The 16,819-nt window shown below is 73.0% G+C and carries 16 protein-coding genes and 3 pseudogenes; 14 read left to right on the forward strand and 5 right to left on the reverse strand.

Features of this window, described 5'->3' with window-relative positions; all coding sequences use genetic code 11:
- Positions 1–26: 26 nt before the first annotated feature.
- Positions 27–158, reverse strand: a complete 132-nt coding sequence (locus tag ACQ95T_RS17760) for a hypothetical protein (protein ID WP_425942243.1) — start codon at positions 156–158, stop codon at positions 27–29.
- 176 nt (positions 159–334) lie between these two features.
- On the opposite strand from ACQ95T_RS17760, the pseudogene ACQ95T_RS17765 reads away from it, so the two are divergent.
- A pseudogene (locus ACQ95T_RS17765) lies at positions 335–760 on the forward strand (DNA polymerase ligase N-terminal domain-containing protein); the annotation flags it as partial.
- A 145-nt stretch (positions 761–905) separates the two neighbouring features.
- Positions 906–1,964 carry a non-homologous end-joining DNA ligase gene (gene ligD / locus ACQ95T_RS17770; protein ID WP_431473209.1) on the forward strand — a complete coding sequence of 353 codons (1,059 nt, stop codon included), beginning with the start codon at positions 906–908 and terminating at the stop codon, positions 1,962–1,964.
- A gap of 456 nt (positions 1,965–2,420) precedes the next feature.
- Here the strand turns inward: ligD and ACQ95T_RS17775 are convergent, their stop codons facing one another.
- A complete protein-coding gene (locus tag ACQ95T_RS17775; protein WP_431473210.1) occupies positions 2,421–2,702 on the reverse strand; it encodes a hypothetical protein in 282 nt (93 codons plus the stop codon).
- A 162-nt stretch (positions 2,703–2,864) separates the two neighbouring features.
- On the opposite strand from ACQ95T_RS17775, the gene ACQ95T_RS17780 reads away from it, so the two are divergent.
- The 3 genes from ACQ95T_RS17780 (at position 2,865) to ACQ95T_RS17790 (ending at position 6,449) form a co-directional block, all read left to right on the forward strand.
- Positions 2,865–5,150, forward strand: a complete 2,286-nt coding sequence (locus tag ACQ95T_RS17780) for an HNH endonuclease signature motif containing protein (RefSeq protein ID WP_431473211.1) — start codon at positions 2,865–2,867, stop codon at positions 5,148–5,150.
- Between the two features lie 86 nt (positions 5,151–5,236).
- Positions 5,237–5,782, forward strand: a complete 546-nt coding sequence (locus ACQ95T_RS17785) for a GNAT family N-acetyltransferase (protein WP_425942249.1) — start codon at positions 5,237–5,239, stop codon at positions 5,780–5,782.
- A 46-nt stretch (positions 5,783–5,828) separates the two neighbouring features.
- On the forward strand, positions 5,829–6,449 hold the full coding sequence (locus tag ACQ95T_RS17790; RefSeq protein ID WP_431473212.1) for a DinB family protein: 621 nt from the start codon (positions 5,829–5,831) through the stop codon (positions 6,447–6,449).
- On the opposite strand, the gene ACQ95T_RS17795 is transcribed toward ACQ95T_RS17790, so the two are convergent.
- Together ACQ95T_RS17795 and ACQ95T_RS17800 are read right to left on the reverse strand one after the other, a co-directional pair.
- On the reverse strand, positions 6,383–6,622 hold the full coding sequence (locus ACQ95T_RS17795; RefSeq protein WP_425942253.1) for a hypothetical protein: 240 nt from the start codon (positions 6,620–6,622) through the stop codon (positions 6,383–6,385). The genes ACQ95T_RS17790 and ACQ95T_RS17795 overlap by 67 nt on opposite strands.
- Before the next feature lie 165 nt (positions 6,623–6,787).
- Positions 6,788–7,291 carry an Lrp/AsnC family transcriptional regulator gene (locus ACQ95T_RS17800; protein WP_425942255.1) on the reverse strand — a complete coding sequence of 168 codons (504 nt, stop codon included), beginning with the start codon at positions 7,289–7,291 and terminating at the stop codon, positions 6,788–6,790.
- Positions 7,292–7,406: 115 nt separating this feature from the next.
- On the opposite strand from ACQ95T_RS17800, the gene pdhA reads away from it, so the two are divergent.
- The 7 genes and pseudogenes from pdhA (at position 7,407) to ACQ95T_RS17835 (ending at position 13,546) form a co-directional block, all read left to right on the forward strand.
- Positions 7,407–8,531: a pyruvate dehydrogenase (acetyl-transferring) E1 component subunit alpha gene (gene pdhA / locus ACQ95T_RS17805; RefSeq protein WP_425942257.1), complete on the forward strand. Its 1,125-nt coding sequence runs from the start codon at positions 7,407–7,409 to the stop codon at positions 8,529–8,531.
- Positions 8,528–9,617, forward strand: a pseudogene (locus ACQ95T_RS17810) (alpha-ketoacid dehydrogenase subunit beta). The gene pdhA and the pseudogene ACQ95T_RS17810 overlap by 4 nt, the downstream one beginning before the upstream one ends.
- Positions 9,618–9,691: 74 nt before the next feature.
- Positions 9,692–9,784 (forward strand): annotated as a pseudogene (locus ACQ95T_RS17815) (biotin/lipoyl-containing protein); the annotation flags it as partial.
- 489 nt (positions 9,785–10,273) lie between these two features.
- Positions 10,274–10,858: an E3 binding domain-containing protein gene (locus ACQ95T_RS17820; protein WP_431473854.1), complete on the forward strand. Its 585-nt coding sequence runs from the start codon at positions 10,274–10,276 to the stop codon at positions 10,856–10,858.
- Positions 10,801–11,325, forward strand: coding sequence for a 2-oxo acid dehydrogenase subunit E2 (locus tag ACQ95T_RS17825; RefSeq protein WP_431473213.1), 525 nt, complete (start codon positions 10,801–10,803; stop codon positions 11,323–11,325). Before ACQ95T_RS17820 ends, ACQ95T_RS17825 begins: the two co-directional genes overlap by 58 nt.
- Positions 11,322–11,936, forward strand: a complete 615-nt coding sequence (locus ACQ95T_RS17830) for a nucleoside deaminase (RefSeq protein ID WP_425942263.1) — start codon at positions 11,322–11,324, stop codon at positions 11,934–11,936. Before ACQ95T_RS17825 ends, ACQ95T_RS17830 begins: the two co-directional genes overlap by 4 nt.
- A 128-nt stretch (positions 11,937–12,064) precedes the next feature.
- Positions 12,065–13,546, forward strand: a complete 1,482-nt coding sequence (locus ACQ95T_RS17835; RefSeq protein WP_425942265.1) for an alanine/glycine:cation symporter family protein — start codon at positions 12,065–12,067, stop codon at positions 13,544–13,546.
- Between the two features lie 80 nt (positions 13,547–13,626).
- On the opposite strand, the gene ACQ95T_RS17840 is transcribed toward ACQ95T_RS17835, so the two are convergent.
- Positions 13,627–15,228 carry a cell wall-binding repeat-containing protein gene (locus ACQ95T_RS17840; RefSeq protein WP_431473214.1) on the reverse strand — a complete coding sequence of 534 codons (1,602 nt, stop codon included), beginning with the start codon at positions 15,226–15,228 and terminating at the stop codon, positions 13,627–13,629.
- A 429-nt stretch (positions 15,229–15,657) separates the two neighbouring features.
- Here ACQ95T_RS17840 and ACQ95T_RS17845 point away from each other — a divergent pair, with 429 nt between their 5' ends.
- Both ACQ95T_RS17845 and ACQ95T_RS17850 read left to right on the forward strand, forming a co-directional pair.
- A complete protein-coding gene (locus ACQ95T_RS17845; RefSeq protein ID WP_425942269.1) occupies positions 15,658–16,122 on the forward strand; it encodes a YbaK/EbsC family protein in 465 nt (154 codons plus the stop codon).
- A 167-nt stretch (positions 16,123–16,289) separates the two neighbouring features.
- Entirely contained in the window at positions 16,290–16,799 is a 510-nt protein-coding gene (locus tag ACQ95T_RS17850) for an exodeoxyribonuclease V subunit gamma (RefSeq protein WP_431473215.1), read from the forward strand.
- Positions 16,800–16,819 lie beyond the last annotated feature (20 nt).

Consider the following 16,819-nt stretch of genomic DNA (forward strand, 5'->3'; position numbering starts at 1 on the left):
GACCCTTCCTTCCGCGCAGACCTCGCCTACACGGCGCCCCGACGATCGAGCGTGAGGACCAGCCCGAGGGCCCGGTCCACGGACTCCTGGTCCGCGAGCCCGAGGTGACCGACCAGCGGACCGAGCCGCCCCACGTCCAGCGTCCTCAGCTGCTCCACGAGCACGCACGTCCGCTCCCGGCCAGGATGTGGAAGAAGGATTCGACCACCACCGGGCGCCGGCCCCCTCCCCGTGGCACCGTGGAGGGGTGGCGCGCGAGCGGCATACCCCAGACGAGGACGCGTCCCCAGAGGCGGGACCGACGCCCGAGGAGGCTCTGCGCACCTATCGGAGGATGCGGGACTTCGGGAGGACGCCGGAGCCGAGCGGGGGGACCCCCGACGACCGCTCGGATCACGGCGACCGGACCGGTGACGACGAGCGACCAGGCACCGGCGACCGACCGCAGCCCGACAGACCGAGCCCCGACCCCGTCTTCGTCGTCCAGCGGCACCGGGCGACCCGCAGGCACTACGACGTCCGGCTCGAGGTCGACGGGGTGCTCGCGAGCTGGGCTGTGCCGAAGGGACCCTCGCTGGACCCCGAGGTGCGGCGGCTGGCGATCCACGTGGAGGACCACCCGATGGAGTACCTCCACTTCGAGGGCGTCATCCCGGCCGGGGAGTACGGCGGGGGCGACGTCATCGTCTGGGACACCGGCACCTGGGACTCGCACGACGAGGACCCGGCCGCGGCGATCCGCGCGGGGACGCTGCACGTGCGGCTGCACGGGGAAAGGCTGCGGGGCGAGTTCATGCTCGTGCGGACCCGGCCGGCAGGAGGGGGACAAGGAGCAGTGGCTGCTTTTCCACAAGCACGACGAGCACGTCGAGGAGGGGTGGGACGCCGAGGACTTCCCCCGCTCGGTGCTCAGCGGGCGCACCAACGAGGAGGTGCGGGCGGACCCGGAGCGGGTATGGCGCAGCGACCTGCCCGCGGAGCGTGCCTCGCTGCAGGTCGGTGGGAGGGAGATCGACGGGGTGGGGGACGACGAGCTGGCGGCGCTGGACGAGCTCGGCGGGTCGGGGAGCTGGGTTGTATTCGGCCGGACGCTGCGGGTGACGAACCTCGACAAGAACCTCTTCCCCGCACGAGAGGGTGAGGAGCCCGTCACGAAGCGCGACCTGATCAGGTATGCCGCGCAGGTCGCCCCGGTCTCCTTGCCCTACCTCGCGGGACGGGCGCTCAACCTGCACCGCTTCCCGGACGGCGCGGACAGCAAGGGCTTCTGGCACAAGGAGCTGCCCGGCCACGCCCCCGACTGGCTGCCGCGGTGGGACAACCCGGAGGCCGGCCCTGGGGAGACGAGGACGTACCTGGTCGTGGATGAGGCCGCGGCGCTCGTCTGGGCGGCGAACTTCGGTGCGCTGGAGTGGCATCCGTGGACCTCGCCGACGGAGGCGCCGGACCGTCCGAGCTACGTGATGTTCGACATCGACCCGGGTGAGCAGACGACCTGGGAGCAGACGCTGGAGATCGCCCGGCTGCACCGGACCGCCCTGGACCACATGGGGATCCGGGGGTATCCGAAGGTGACCGGTCGGAGGGGGTTCCAGGTGTGGGTGCCTATCCGACGGGGCCCGAGCTTCGCGGACACACGGGCGTGGGCGGAGAAGGTGTCCAGGAGCATCGGGGCCGTCGTGCCGGAGCTGGTCAGCTGGAGCTGGTCGGTCAAGGAGCGGGGCGGGCTGGCACGGTTGGACTACACGCAGAACGCGGTGAACAAGACGCTGGTGGCGCCGTACAGCCCGAGGCCGGCGGCGGGCGCGCCGGTGTCGGCGCCGATCTCCTGGGACGAGCTGGAGGATCCTGAGCTGCGGCCGGACAGGTGGACGGTGCGGACGATCGTGGAGCGGCTGGCCGAGCGTGGGGATCTGTTCCGGAGCGTGTTGCAGGCGGGCCAGAGGCTGCCACGGGTGAGGTAGGGCGTCGCGCGCGGCAGGCGCGGTCACAGGGGCTAGACGCGGCGACACAGGGCAAGCGCAGCGGCGGGGTAGGCGCGGCGCGGGGTAGGCGCAGCGGCGGGGTCGGCGCAGCGAGGCTGAGGCACGGCGAGGCTGCTGCTGTCCACATCCGCAGGTGGAGCCTCCCCTTCATCCACAGCCCGCTTCGCTCAGTCAGGTATGTCGTACAGGTGTCCTAATATGGTCACATCGTCGGAAGGAGCGGCGGTAAGGCGCATGAGGGGGGACCGTCCTGGCGGTCCTGGTTCGGACAGAGGGGAGGGACGATGAGGCCACCGCTGGAGCTGCCGCGGCAGGAGGGGCCGGTGAGTCCCCGCTGGAGCGGGAGCTGGAACACCTTCTCTCCTTCGCCCCAGGACCCAGGCTGGCCGGGCAGGTCGTGCGCGTGGAGGTGGGCGCACCGCACAGCGGACCGGGCTACGCAGGCCTTCTCTCCCCGGGGGACAGCGACGGTCCTTCCGGCACCGCCACCGACTCCCCCACCACCTCCACGGTCCCCACCAGCCCGTCCTCGGACACCCCGACCATCGAGGAGCCCACCGCTTCAGGGTCTGGTGATCCGGTGGAGGTGCGGTTGCGGGAGGTGTTGTCCGAGATGGGTCTGGATGCGGGGTCGGTGGCGTTGTTGTCCTCGGCGGCCACGACCCTGGCCGCGGTCCGCACCGGCCGGTCGCTGGCGCAGATCGCCCCCTCGACCACGACCCGAGCCAACCGCCCCGCCGTCGGCGCCGGCGACCCCGAGGGGAGGGGTGAGAGGGTCGATGAGGAGGAGCGCTGCACGAATGCCGACGCCGATGCCGACCCGGCGTCCGCGGGCACGGGGCCGGCCCCGGTGCCCCCGGTGAGGGGGGTGAGACCGGGGTGGGTGTCCCCGACGCCGGGGCGGCCCGCCGCGCCGGGCAGGGCGTGCTGGACCGGATCGAGGACCTTCTGGACCTGGGCGCCCGCCTGGACGGGGCGCTGCTGGCCGCGACCGGGCAGCTGGCCACGGCCAACGCCGCCCTGCTGCTGGCGGCCAAGGGCGCCACCGACCCGGCCGAGCTGTCTCCCACCGCCCGGGAGCGGTGGGCCGCCCGGTCCCGCTCGGCCACCGCGCACGAACTGTCCGCAGCGTCCGGGTGGGGCATCGGCGAGGCCCGCGACCTGGTCGCCGTGGCCACCGCCCCGGCAGCCATCACCGGCCCCGTCCTGGACGCGCTGGGCACCGGGAGCGTCCCGTGGCGCCTGGTGCGCCGCGCCTGGCGCACCGCCCACGCCGCGGGGCTGGACGTGGCCGCCACCGCCCACCTGGCCCAGGTGATGTTCGGCACCGACCCCGACCGGGTCGCCGTCGAGCGCCTCACCCCCACCGGGACCGTGTCCACCCTGCCCTGGGGCCACCGGGCCTACCACCACGCCCTGGACCGTGAGACCGCCAAGCTCACCCGCGGCGAGGCCCCCGCCGCCCGGGCCGCCCGGGCCGGTGCCCGCGCCGCCCGTGACGCCACCGCCCGCATCGACGACGACGGCACCGCCACGGTGAGCATCACCGCGACCCCCACCCAGGCCAGCGCCCTGATCGACCGGCTGCACGCCGCCGCCCGCGCCGCCCGCCGCCACGGCGACACCCGCACCCTGGCCCAGCTGCGCGCCGACACCGCCACCGCCCTGCTGCTGCACGGCACCCTGCCCCTGCCCGACACCCCCACCGACCCCGACCAGATCACCGTCGAGCACATCAGCGCCCTGGCCGCGATCCTGGAAGGCCTGCCCGCCGCCACCCTCAACGTCATCACCCCCTGGCACCTCCTGCCCGGCACCAAAGACACCGGCACCGGCAGCACCCCCGGCACCGGCACCGGCACCGGCACCGGCACCGGCAGCGGGCACGAGCACCCCCACCGGTGCACGACCACCCCCTGCCCCGCCGCGTCACCACCGCCCCGCCCCGCCGCACCACCTGGAAGGAGCGCAACGACCATTCCGGCCGCGCCGTCCGGGACGATCCCGCCGCAGAAGCCTGGGGCGTCCGCAGCACCCGGAACGACGGACCGGACCCCGGACCCGTCAGAACTTTCCACCCCTTCAGCCGGCCCGCCCGGGACGGACCCACCCGGCGATGGGCAGGAGATGCTGCTGGCGGTGGCGCAGGCGAGCGGCACCACTCCCGCGTTCCTGAACGCCACCGACATCGCCGGCCTGGTCCTGACCCCGGGCACCACCCTGCACCGGCTCGTGATCGACCCCCTGGACGGGCGGTGCGTGGAACGCTCCACCACCGCCTACCAGCCCGACGCGCACATGCGCGCCCAGGCCACCGCCGCCGACGGGACCTGCCGCGCCCCCGGCTGCACCCGACCGGCGATCTACACCCAGCTGGACCACGTCCACGAGCACGCCACCGGCGGGGCGACCACCCTGTGCAACCTGCAATGCCTGTGCACCACCCACCACGACCTCAAGACCGCCCGCCACTGGCACGCCACCATAGACGCCCACCGCAACCTCACCTGGCAGACCCTGCTAGGACGCATCTACGCCACCCGGGTCCGCGACCACCGCGCCTACACCACCCTCCTGAACACCGCCATCGCCACCGTCCACCACGCCGCAGCCACCGCAGCCACCGCGACCGGCCAGGACCCCCGCACCGCCCGGGCCGAAGCCATCGACCACGCCATCTACACCGCCCTGTGCCACCGCGCACCCACCGACCCCCTCCCCACCGCCGAGGAAGACCTCACCCCCTACGACAACCCCTACCACCGACCCCACCACGACGGCGGCCGCGCCGGCCATCGTCGCGACGAGCACGGCGAGCCCAGCGGCGACACCGACCAGGTCTTCACCGCCGACGCCGCCACCACCCTCACCCACACCGACCCCGACGGTCGACGCCGCTGGGGACCCCCGCCGACCGAGCCGGACCAGACCACCACCCCCTGCGACGCCCCGACCGTCGGCAGCGGTGGAGGTACGCCGATCAACCCGCTCGCCCCGACCGGACCGACCCAGCCCCCCGCGCCGTGCACCTCGACCCGACCGGGTCACGCCGCCGACGACGGCGATGACGCTCACGGCGACCGCGACGACACCCACGGCGACCACGGCGACGCCAACGGCAACACCCCCTGGGGCAAGCGCACCTACGGCACCCCACCCTTCTGACCGTCCTCGTCCCCTATGGGAACGCGCGCCCCGCAAGCAGCCTTCTCGGACCGATCGTTGCAAGCTGGGCGGGTAGCCTCCCCCCGGTGAGCATCTCCCTCCGTCGCCTCGACCCCACCGGCGCCGACCACGAGGACCTGGTGGCCTTCATGACCGACAACGAGTTCCCCTTCCACGTCGTCCCTCGCCCCACTCGGGCGCAGGTGGAGTCCTGGGTCGGAGAAGGCGCCTACCGGGACGAGGACAACGACTCCTTCTGGGTCGAGCACGACGAACTGGGGCGGGTCGGCTTCTTCCGCCTGGAGGATCTGTCGGACGACGCGCCACTCTTCGACCTCCGGCTCGCGCTGGACTTTCGTGGGCGTGGGTTGTCCCGGGAGATATTGAGGGCAGCCACGGACCATGTCTTCCGGACGATGCCCCAGGTCAATCGATTCGAGGGACAGACCCGCGAGGACAACCTCCCGATGCGGCGGACGTTCCTTCGCTGCGGTTTCCTCAAGGAGGCCCACTACCGGGAAGGCTGGCCCGTCGATGGCGCCGACCCGGTCGCCTCCGTCGCTTACGGCATCCTGCGTCGCGACTGGGAGACGGGCACCGTGTCGACCTTCGTATGGGAGGACCTCGCGTAGGAGCGCCGGCTCTTTACCATCGACGGTACCGTGCCACCGTGGAGCGATGGCCCCCGACGAGACCGCTCCCGAGCCGGTCCAGGGCGACGAGGCCGAGGTGCTCCTCGACATCCTCGACCGTCACCGGGCTGCCCTCCGTCACAAGTGCGCCGACCTCGACTACCCCCAGCTCAACCAGCGGCTGCCCCCGTCGACGATGACCCTGGCCGGGCTGCTCAAGCACCTGGCCTACGTGGAGTCCAGCTTCTTCTCCGAAGACCTGCTCGGCGGGCCCCTGCTCGAGCCCTTCGACACCGTCGACTGGTCCGCTGACCCCGACTGGGAGTGGCACTCCGCCGCCCAGGACTCCCCGCGCCAGTTGCTCACGCTGTATGACGCAGCCGTCACCCAGTCCCGGAGGATCACCGAGGACCTGCTGGACACGCCCGAGGGCCTGGACACCCTCGCGGTGCGACCCACCTACCTGGGTGTGCCGGCGAAGATGCGCTGGATCCTGGTGCACATGATCGAGGAGTACGCCCCCAGCACAACGGCCACGCGGACCTCCTCCGCGAGTCCATCGACGGCCGCACGGGATGAGCTGACAGCCGAGCAGTCCTGTCAACCCACCCGGTCGTCGACCGCGACGTCTCCCTCGGAGTCCTTCGCGCAGTGGGCGCAGCAGTAGAACCGCCCGTCCACCTCGGTGCCGTGCCCGATGACCTTGCAGCCGCAGTGCTCACACACCGGCGCCATCCGGTGCACCGCACACTCGAAGCTGTCGAACACATGCCGCTGGCCGGCAGCGATCACCTCGAAGCTCTTGTCGTAGTCGTTGCCGCAGACCTCGCAGACCGCCATGGTCCTCCGTCCTCTCCCGGGCCGGTCGGGTCGGCCCGACACCCTCGACCGTAGGGGTCGGGGCCGGACCGTGCCACTCCTGCCCGGGGAGCGGCTCCGGGCCACCGCAGAGACGTCGCTCCATGGCCACGGACAGGTGAGACCCGGCAGGGTGCAGGTGCCCCCTCACGTGCTCCACTCGTCGAACACCAACCACGTCCGCGTCGCCCGCACCCCCGGCACCGCCTGGATCTGCTCGAGCACCACGTCCCGCAGCTCGTGGTTGTCGTGCGCCCGCACCTCGACCAACATGTCGAACTCCGCCCCGACCAGCGCCACCTTCTCCACCCCCGGCAGCTGCTCGAGCACCCCCAGCACCTCGCGCCAGGACCCCTGCTCGATCGAGACGGACACGTAGGCCGACGTCATCAGCCCCAGCCGCACCGGGTCCACCCGCACCGTGAACCCGGTGATCACACCGTCCCGCTGCAGCCGCTCCAGCCGGGCGTAGGCGTTGGCCCGCGAGATGTGCACCTGCTCGGCCAGAGCTCGCACCGACATCCGCCCGTCCGACCGCAGCGCTGTCACGATCGCCCGGTCCGTGTCGTCCACCCCCACCGCCCCCGCGGCCACCCGTCTCCCCGACCCGGACGTGTCCGGGGTCACACTGGACGATCTGTCATCGCTCATCTACACACTATGCCAGACGTCTCGACTCATCCCCAGGATGCCGGGGCCACGACCCCCGTGCGAGACGATGGACGTCACGATCGTCTTGCCGACCACCACCCGTGAGGACTCAACGATGAGCGAGATCGACGACCTGCTCCCCTGCCGCGAGCCGGTCCGCTTCCTGTCCCCCGACGGGACCGAGGCCGCACCCACGCAGGAGATGACCGACCGCGGCTACGCCATACCTCCGCTGGAGGACCTGGTGAAGGTCTGGCGCGCGATGGTGGTCGGCCGCCGCTTCGACGCCCAGGCCACGGCGCTGACCAAGCAGGGGCGCCTGGCGGTCTACCCCTCCTCCCGCGGCCAGGACGCCTGCCAGGTCGCGCCGGTGCTGGCGCTGCAGGAGGACGACTGGTTCTTCCCCACCTACCGCGACTCGATGGCCCTGGTCACCCGCGGCATCGACCCGGTCGAGGTGCTTACCCTCCTGCGCGGCGACTGGCACTGCGGCTACGACCCCCAGGCCACCCGCACGGCCCCCCAGTGCACCCCCCTGGCGACCCAGGCCGTCCACGCGGCCGGCACCGCGGACGGCCTGCGCCGCAGGGGATCCGACGCCGTCGCCCTGTGCTTCATCGGCGACGGGGCCACCTCCGAGGGCGACTTCCACGAAGGCCTCAACTTCGCCGGCGTCTTCAAGGCCCCGGTCGTCTACCTCGTGCAGAACAACAAGTACGCCATCTCCGTGCCCCTCGCCAAGCAGACCAAGGCACCTGCGCTGTCCTACAAGGGGATCGGGTATGGCGTGCGCGCCGAGCAGGTGGACGGGAACGACCCGGCCGCCGTCCTCGCGGTGACCCGCAAGGCCTACGAGCACGCCCGCTCGGGGCAGGGCCCCTTCCTCATCGAGGCGCACACCTACCGGATGGAGGCGCACACCAACGCCGACGACGCCACCCGCTACCGCACGCCCGACGAGGTGGACGGGTGGACCGGGCAGGACCCGCTCGTGCGTCTGCAGGCCTACCTCGTCGCGCAGGGCGCCGTCGACGACGCCCGCGTCGAGGAGGTGCGCCAGGAGGCCGAGGAGCTCGCCGCCGACCTGCGCGAGCGGATGAACGCCGACCCTCAGGTCGACCCGGCCGACCTGTTCGCCCACGTCTACGCCGAGCCCACCCCCCAGCTGCGCGAGCAGGCGGAGATGGTCGCGGCCGAGCGCGAGGCCAGCCGGCCCGAGACCGAGGAGGTGGCCCGATGAGCCGACCCACCACATACGCCCAGGCCCTCAACACCGCCCTGCGGGACGCGCTGACCGAGGACGAGAACGTCCTGGTCTTCGGCGAGGACGTCGGGGCGCTCGGGGGCGTGTTCCGCATCACCGACGGCCTGACCAGGGACTTCGGCGAGGACCGGTGCTTCGACACCCCCCTGGCCGAGGCCGGCATCGCGGGGTTCGCGGTCGGACTGGCGATGCAGGGCTTCCGGCCGGTGATCGAGATGCAGTTCGACGCCTTCGGCTCCCCGGCGTTCGAGCAGGTCGTCTCGCACATCGCCAAGATGCGCAACCGCACCCGCGGGCGGCTCACGATGCCGATCGTCATCCGGGTGCCCTACGCCGGCGGCATCGGCGGGGTAGAGCACCACTGCGACTCCTCCGAGGGCTACTACGTCCACACCCCAGGCCTCCACGTCGTCACCCCGTCGACCCCCGCCGACGCCTACAGCCTGCTGCGCGAGTCGATCGCCTCCGACGACCCGGTCGTCTTCATGGAGCCCAAGTCGCTCTACTGGTCCAAGGCCGAGGTCGAGCTGCCCACCACCACCGAGCCGATCGGCCGGGCCGCCGTGCGCCGCGAGGGGTCGGACGTCACCGTCATCACCTACGGCCCGCAGGTGCCCAACGCCCTGCGCGCCGCCGAGGTCGCCGCCGCCGAGGAGGACTGGGACCTCGAGGTCGTCGACCTGCGCACCCTCGTCCCGTTCGACGACGCGACGGTGATGGCGTCCGTGCGCAAGACCGTCGCGTCGCGCCGTCGTCCTCGCCGAGGCGCAGGGCTTCGCCGGCATGGGTGCGGAGATCGCCGCGCGGGTCCAGGAACGCTGCTTCCACTCCCTCGCCGCGCCGGTGCTGCGGGTCAGCGGCCTCGACATCCCCTACCCGCCGCCGATCCTGGAGCACTCGCACCTGCCGGGGGTCGACCGGATCCTCGACACGGTCGCGCGGCTGCAGTGGGACGACGAACCCGACCTCAGGTATGCCGTGCCGCCCGCCTCGGGCGGGGCGTCACCCAGCGCGGGCACGGTGCCGTCCGGCCCGGGCGCGGACCGGGAGGTGTCTGCGTGAGCGGGGGTTTCGTCTTCCGGCTGCCCGACCTGGGTGAGGGCCTGACCGAGGCCGAGGTCGTCGAGTGGCACGTCGCCGTCGGTGACGAGGTCTCCATCGACCAGGATGTCGTCACGGTCGAGACCGCCAAGGCGTCCGTCGACGTGCCGTGCCCGTACGCCGGCACGGTGGCCGAGCTGCACGTCCAGGCCGGCACGGTGCTGGCCGTCGGTCAGCCGCTCATCACCGTGGGCGAGGTCTCGGCAGCGGCCGAGCCGGTGCCGGCGGCCGAGGAGGGCTCTGGAGCGCAGGGGGGCGGGGCGTCGAACGGCGGGGCGTCGAAGGGCGGGGTGTCGAACGGCAGGGCGTCGAACGGCGGGGCGTCGAACGGCAGGGCGTCGAACGGCAGGGCGTCGAACGGCGCAGCTTCGAACAGCAGGGCGTCGAAGGGCGGGGCGTCGACCAACGGCGCCGGCGGTTCCGAGGCGGACCACGCCGTGGAGCAGTACCGCACCGAGGAGCGTGCCGGGGCGAGCGTGTCGGTCGGGAGCGGCTCCGCTCAGTCCGAGGACGGGGGGCCTGAGCGGCCGCTCATCGGCTACGGCGCGGGCGAGGCCCCCGAGCGGCGACGGCGGGGCGGTCGTCGACGCGGCGGTCGGAGCTCCTCCGTCCCGGAGATGGGCACGTCCGACGGGAGCGGCCCCGCTCAGGAGCAGCGGGCGCGGACGACGTCGGCCCCCTCGGAGGGCAGTCAGAGGGAGACGACGGCAGCCTCCTCCGACAGCCGGCAGGCCGTCCGTGTCATCTCGCCGCTGGTCCGCCGGTTGGCCGCCGAGTGGGGCATCGACGTGCGGACCGTGAAGCCTGGCCCGACCGGCGTGGTCCGACGCGCCGACCTCGAGGCGGCGCGGGACGCCCGAGGTCCTCAGGACGTGCGCACCGGTGGCCGCTCCGGCGGCGGCGCGGCTGCGGATGTGGCCGCCACGGACGGGACCGGCGGCGGCACCACGGCATACCCCTCCTCCCCCCGGACCCGCGAGGACGTGCGCGTGCCGATCCAGGGCGTGCACCGGCTCATGGTCGACCGCCTGACCACCTCCCGGCGCGAGATCCCCGACGCCACCACCTGGGTCGACGTGGACGCCACCCGGCTGATGCGGCTCAAGGACACCCTGCGCGAGGCGCGCCCGACGCCCGGATCGGCGTGCTGCCGCTGCTGGCGCGGATCGTCGTCGCCGGGCTGGCGCGGCACCCTGAGCTGAACGCCTCGGTCGACGTCGAGGCCGGAGAGATCCTCCGGCACGGACGGGTGAACCTCGGCTTCGCCGCCCAGTCCCCCCGCGGCCTCGTCGTCCCCGTCGTGCACGGCGCGGACGCGATGAGCACCACCGAGCTGGCCTCCGCGCTGAGGGAGCTGACCGCCTCGGCCCGCGAGGGGACGCTGTCGCCGGCGCAGATGAGCGGCGGGACGTTCACGCTCAACAACTACGGCGTGTACGGCGTGGACGGCTCGACCCCGATCATCAACCACCCCGAGGCCGGCATGCTCGGCGTCGGCCGGATCGTGGAGAAACCGTGGGCGCACAGGGGGAAGGTGAGGCTGCGGCAGGTGACCCAGCTGTCGTTCACGTTCGACCACCGGGTGTGCGACGGGGGGACGGCCGGGGGCTTCCTGCGGTACGTCGCCGACGGCGTCGAACGGCCGGGCACCCTGCTGGCCGACCTGTGAGCGAGGGTGAGGTCGGGGGACACGTCGGGACGGAGGCGGACGCCAGGGACCACGGCCGGACGGAGGCCGACGCCGACGCCGGGGATCACGGTCGGACGGACGCCGTCGCCGAGGGTCTCCGCCGCACGGAGGACCACGACGCCGAGCACCGCCGCCACCTCCTGCGCGCCGTCGAGCTGGCCCGCGAAGGGTCCGACCGCGGTGACGGCGGCCCCTTCGGCGCGGTCGTCGTCGTGGACGGCCGGGTCGTCGCCGAGGCCTGGAACGAGGTCGTGGCGACCGACGACCCGACGGCCCACGCGGAGATGGTCGCCGTCCGGCGGGCGTGCGCGGCGCTCGGAAGCTTCCAGCTGACCGGCGCCCACGTGTACGCCTCCTGCGAGCCGTGCCCCATGTGCCTGGGGGCCCTCTACTGGGCCCGCCCGGCGCAGGTCCACTTCGCCGCCACCCACGAGGACGCGGCGGCCGTGGGCTTCGACGACTCGCTCATCTACGAGGAGCTCGGCAGGCCGGCCGAGGAGCGCCGGCTCCCCCTGCACCGGCTCGACGTCCCGGAGGCCGCCGAGGTCATGCGGCGGTGGTCGGAAGGACCAGGGCGCACGACCTACTAAGCCGGGCGGACTACTGAGCCGGGCGGACCTCGGGACCGCGAGCGACGGCATACCCCTGGGTCCCTCCGGTGGGCACTGCGCCCGGTGCGCGCATAGTCTGCCTCCACCCTCCCGGAAGGCCTGCGCCCATGCTCGACACCGTCATCGCCAGGGTCAACGAGCTCCTCTGGAGCACCCCGATGGTCGTCCTGGTCCTCGCGGCCGGGGTCTGGTTCACCGTCAGGATGGTCGTGCCGCAGGTGCGGCGGCTGCCCGACATGGTCCGCTACCTCGTCGGCGGCGACGACTCCACGCAGGGCCTGTCGTCCTTCCAGTCGTTCGCGATGGCGCTCGGCGGGCGCGTCGGTGTCGGCAACATCGCCGGCGTCGCGACCGCGATCCACTTCGGCGGCCCTGGGGCGCTCTTCTGGATGTGGGTCACCGCGTTCGTCGGCGCGGCCGTCGCCATCGCGGAGAGCTCGCTGGCGCAGGTCTACAAGGAGGAGGTCGGCGGGGAGTACCGCGGCGGGCCGGCCTTCTACATCGAGAAGGGTCTGGGGTGGAAGTGGCTGGCGGTGCTGTATGCCGCGGCCGCGGTCTTCGCGCTGACGATCACCGGGCCCTCGATCCAGTCCTACAACATCGCGGTGTCGGCCGAGTCGGCCTTCTCGGTCCCGCCGTGGATCACCGGGGTCGTGGTCACCGCGCTCTTCTGCCTCGTCGTCTTCGGCGGCATGCACCGGATCGGGCGGGTCGTCGGGCTCGTGGTGCCGATCATGGCGGCGGCCTACATCCTCCTCGGGATCGTCCTGCTGGTGATCAACGCCGACGCCGTCCCAGAGATGTTCGGGTTGATCTTCAGCAGCGCGTTCGGGACGGACGCGGCCTTCGGCGGCATCGTCGGCGCGGCGATCATGTGGGGCGTCAAGCGGGCGATCTACTCCTCTGAGGTCGGCACCGGCTCGGGCGCGCAGGCCGCGGCCGCCGCCGAGGTGTCGCACCCGGTCAAGCAGGGGCTGGCCCAGGGGTTCTCGGCGTACGTGGATACCCTGCTCATCTGCACCGTCACCGGTCTGATGATCCTGGTCACCGGGTCCTACAACGTCGAGGGACCGGACGGGGAGATGGTCACCGAGAACGTTCCCGGGCTCGTCCAGGGGCCGGAGTACACCCAGGCCGCCATCGACGCCTCCTTCCCGGGCCTGGGATCGGCGTTCATCGCGGTGGCGATGTTCTTCTTCGCCTTCACCACCCTGCTGTCGTTCGCCTTCTACGCCGACACCAACATCGCCTACCTGCTGCGCAACAGCCGCCGGGAGCGGCTCGTCGTCAACATCGCGTGGGTGGTCCTGGCGGGGTCGATCTTCCTCGGTTCGCTGCGCTCCGCGACCTTCGCCTGGAACCTCGCCGACGTGGGCCTGGGGATCTACACGTGGATCAACCTGGTCGCGCTCGTGCTGCTGAGCAAGCAGGCCACCGCGGTGGTGCGGGACTACGACCGGCAGCGCTCCGCCGGCCTCGACCCGGTCTTCGACCCCGAGGACATCGGGATCACCAACGCGCCGGTGTGGAAGGAGATTGCCGCACGCAAGCTCGCCCGGGACCGCGAGGTCACTCGACGAGACGGATGAGCCCCCGCTCGACTATTCGCAGAACGCGAGTCACTCGACGAGACGGATGAGCCCGCGCTCGACCTCTCGCAGACCGCGAGTCACTCGACGAGACGGATGAGCCCGCGCTCGACCTCGTCGGAGACCGCGCCTCTCCCGCCGGCCAGGACGATCCTGGTGGGTGCGAGTCCGCGCACGCCGGCCGCCGTCGCGGAGGGTATGCGGTCACCCGGCACGAGCAGGACGGCACCCCCGGCGGCGGCGGCCGCGGGCGCGGCCGTGAGCGCGTCGGCGTAGGACGTGCCCGAGGCCACGTGCAGGAGCCGCTCCCCCGTCGCCTGCCCGAACGCTCCCTGCGCGAGCGCGACGGCCGTCTCGTACCGGTTGGCGCCCGCCTGCCGGACGACCTCACCGGGCACCAGCTCCGCCAGCCGGTCGACGACGTCCTGCGAGACCGAGACGGTGCCGCCGGCCACCACCACGCGGCGGGGGGCCAGCTCGCGGAGCACGGACTCGGTGACCTGGGGCACCGAGTCCTGCTTGACGAGCAGGACCGGGGCGTCCCGCTGCCCGGCCTGGGCCGCCGCGGCGAGCGCGTCCGGGAAGTCGGTCCCGGTCGCCACGTAGACCGTCCCGCCCGAGGACGGCCCGTCCAACCGGGCCAGCGCGGCCGCGGTCTCGTAGCGGTCCGTCCCGGCGACCCGGCGCACCACCGGGCTGTAGTTCCGCAGCGCGAGAAGCACCTCGTCGTGGATCCGAAGATCGCCGCCGACGAGCACGATCTCCCGAGGACGGAGCCTGGTCAGGGCCGCCCGGGTGGCCGAGGGGAGGTCGATGTCCTTGGCAAGGAGCACGGCGCCACCGTCCTGACCCGCCTGGGCCGCGGCGGTGAGCGCGTCGGCGTACTCCTGGCCGCTGGCGACGAAGACCCGGGCACCCGGCTCGACGTCGCCGGCCATCAGCGCCCCGGTCTCGTACCGGTTGGCGCCCCCGACCCGGTCGACGCTGGGTCGGTAGCGGGCGACCCCGAGCTCGTGGAGCCGCTCGTGGATCGGGTCGGTGAGGCTCGCGCCGTAGGCCGGGGCCATGTGCGAGCCTTCCGCGTACACCTGGGCGCTACCGACCACCGCCGGACACCGAGGGCTCAACCAGGTGGAAGGGCAGACCCAGTCACGCAGGTCGACGAAATCAGCGCCCTCGACCTGGGCGGCCGCGGTCCGCATCGACGGGTTCCCGCTGACGCTGTCCGGGAGCAGTGTGGCGCACGCCGTGAGATCGGTCCCGCCCGAGAGAGCGGCCGCGACGCATTCGGCCGGTTGCACATCCGGGACAGGGGTGTCCCAGAACGACACGATGCGCTCGACACCGAGCTCGCGCAGCCACGTCCACGTCTGGACGTAGCCGTCGGTCACGCTGCGACGCATGCCACCGGTCAGGACGAGATCAGGGGGGTCGGCCGCCAGGTGAGCGCGCAGCGCCTCGTTGTAGACGTTGCACTCGGCGTAGGACGAGTGCGGGGTGTGCACGAACGCGCAGGCGCTCTTGGTGTACGCCCGCAACCGCCAGCCCTCCCGCCGGGCGATCTCGTCGAGGGCCCCGAAGAGCTGTCCCACCTTGGAGCTTCCCACCATGGCGACCTCGACCGTGCCGGCAGGATCGCCATAGGTGCAGCCGGGAAGAACCTTCGTGCCGCTGGCGTCCACGTGACAGCCGTCGTCGTAGTAGCTCGGGTTCTCGTTGTAGAGCGTCTCCAGGGCGGTGTCATGGGGACGACGGGCCCGCTGCGGGTGATGTCGTCCGGCTCGGCCACGGGGGTGCTCCAGGTCGCACCCCTCAGGGCCCTGGCTCCCAGGTCGTCCGCGTCGTCGGTGAGCGCCTGGGCCGGCAGCCCGATCCCTGCGACCACGAGGAGCAACGACACCATCGTCGCGAGGACCGACCTGCTCACGACCGACCCGCCCAGGACCGACCTGCTCACGACCGTCCCGCTCACGACCGACCCGCCCACGCCTGCACCGCCCACGTCCGCACTTCCCCTCCGTCGCTCGATCTGGCGCGACAGCCCCGACGTCACGCCACCTCCCCGAGCGTGCTCAGTGTAGAGGCGGGCACCGACACGGCATACTCCCCGCATGCGCCCCCGCAACCAGGTCGTCCAGGACGCCTTTCGCGTCGCCGGCGTCGAGGCCGAGATCCGCCTTCTCGACGAGCACGCCCGCACGGCCCCGCTCGCGGCCGAGCAGCTCGGCTGCCCGGTCGGTGCGATCGCCAACAGCCTGGTGTTCATGGCCGACGACGCACCCCTCCTCGTCATGGCCAGCGGTGCCGCCCGCGTCGACACCCAGGTCATCGCCGCGGCCGTCGGCGCCGGGGCGGTGACCAAGGCCTCCGCGGACCAGGTGCGCGCGGCCACCGGTCAGGTCATCGGCGGCGTCGCACCGGCCGGCCACCCCACCCCGCTGCGGACGCTGGTCGACGAGGACCTGCGCGCCTACGGGACCGTGTGGGCCGCCGGCGGGACACCCGACTCGATCGTGCCGCTGACGTTCGAGGAGCTCGTCCGGGTGACGGGTGGCGAGGTCGTCCGCGTGCGCTGAGGCCCGGCCCGGGTCTGTCGGGGCCGGTGGGTAGGGTCACCGCGTGACGTTGATCGTGCACCGGGCGGCCGGGACGGGGGTGCTGGCCGACGGTCTGGCCGAGCTCCTGGGGAGTCCGCTCGAGGACCCGTTCGCCGAGGAGGTCGTCGCCGTGCCCCCCCCGCGGGGTGGAGCGGTGGCTGGCCCAGCGCCTGTCCCACCGGCTCGGGGCCGGCCCGTCGGGGCACGACGGGGTGTGCGCGGGGGTGCGCTTCCTCAGCCCGCACTCGCTCGTGACGATGGTCCTCGGCGTCGAGCGCGACGACCCCTGGCGGCCCGGGCAGCTCGCGTGGGCCGTGCTGCGGGCGGTCGACGAGAGCCTGGGTGAGCCGTGGGCGACGACGCTCGCCGACCACCTCGGGTATGCCGAGACCGGCACCGAGCGCGAGCTGAGGCAGGGCCGCCGGTATGCCGTCGCCCGCCGACTGGCGGGTCTGTTCGCCGACTACGCCGCCCAGCGGCCCGCGGTGCTGACCGACTGGCGGGCCGGCGGCGACGGCGACGGGCTCGGCGGGCGGGTGGCCGACGACCTGGCCTGGCAGCCCCCGCTGTGGCGCAGGGTGCTCGAGGTGGTGGGTTCGGAGGCGCCCGACGAGCGGCACGCCCGGGCGGTGGAGCGCTGCGCGCCGGACGCCTGACCGGGCTGGAGCTGCCCGGG

It is taken from the genome of Ornithinimicrobium carbonis (genome assembly GCF_050703245.1).
Lineage (GTDB): Bacteria > Actinomycetota > Actinomycetes > Actinomycetales > Dermatophilaceae > Ornithinicoccus.

Bases quoted from the DNA above. Each gene is read 5' to 3' on its own strand.
- ACQ95T_RS17835 (WP_425942265.1), top strand. From the start codon at position 12,065: ATGCTCGACACCGTCATCGCCAGGGTCAACGAGCTCCTCTGGAGCACC.
- pdhA (WP_425942257.1), top strand. From the start codon at position 7,407: ATGAGCGAGATCGACGACCTGCTCCCCTGCCGCGAGCCGGTCCGCTTC.
- ACQ95T_RS17800 (WP_425942255.1), bottom strand. From the start codon at position 7,291: ATGAGCGATGACAGATCGTCCAGTGTGACCCCGGACACGTCCGGGTCG.
- ACQ95T_RS17795 (WP_425942253.1), bottom strand. From the start codon at position 6,622: ATGGCGGTCTGCGAGGTCTGCGGCAACGACTACGACAAGAGCTTCGAG.
- ACQ95T_RS17790 (WP_431473212.1), top strand. From the start codon at position 5,829: ATGGCCCCCGACGAGACCGCTCCCGAGCCGGTCCAGGGCGACGAGGCC.
- ACQ95T_RS17820 (WP_431473854.1), top strand. From the start codon at position 10,274: ATGGGCACGTCCGACGGGAGCGGCCCCGCTCAGGAGCAGCGGGCGCGG.
- ACQ95T_RS17845 (WP_425942269.1), top strand. From the start codon at position 15,658: ATGCGCCCCCGCAACCAGGTCGTCCAGGACGCCTTTCGCGTCGCCGGC.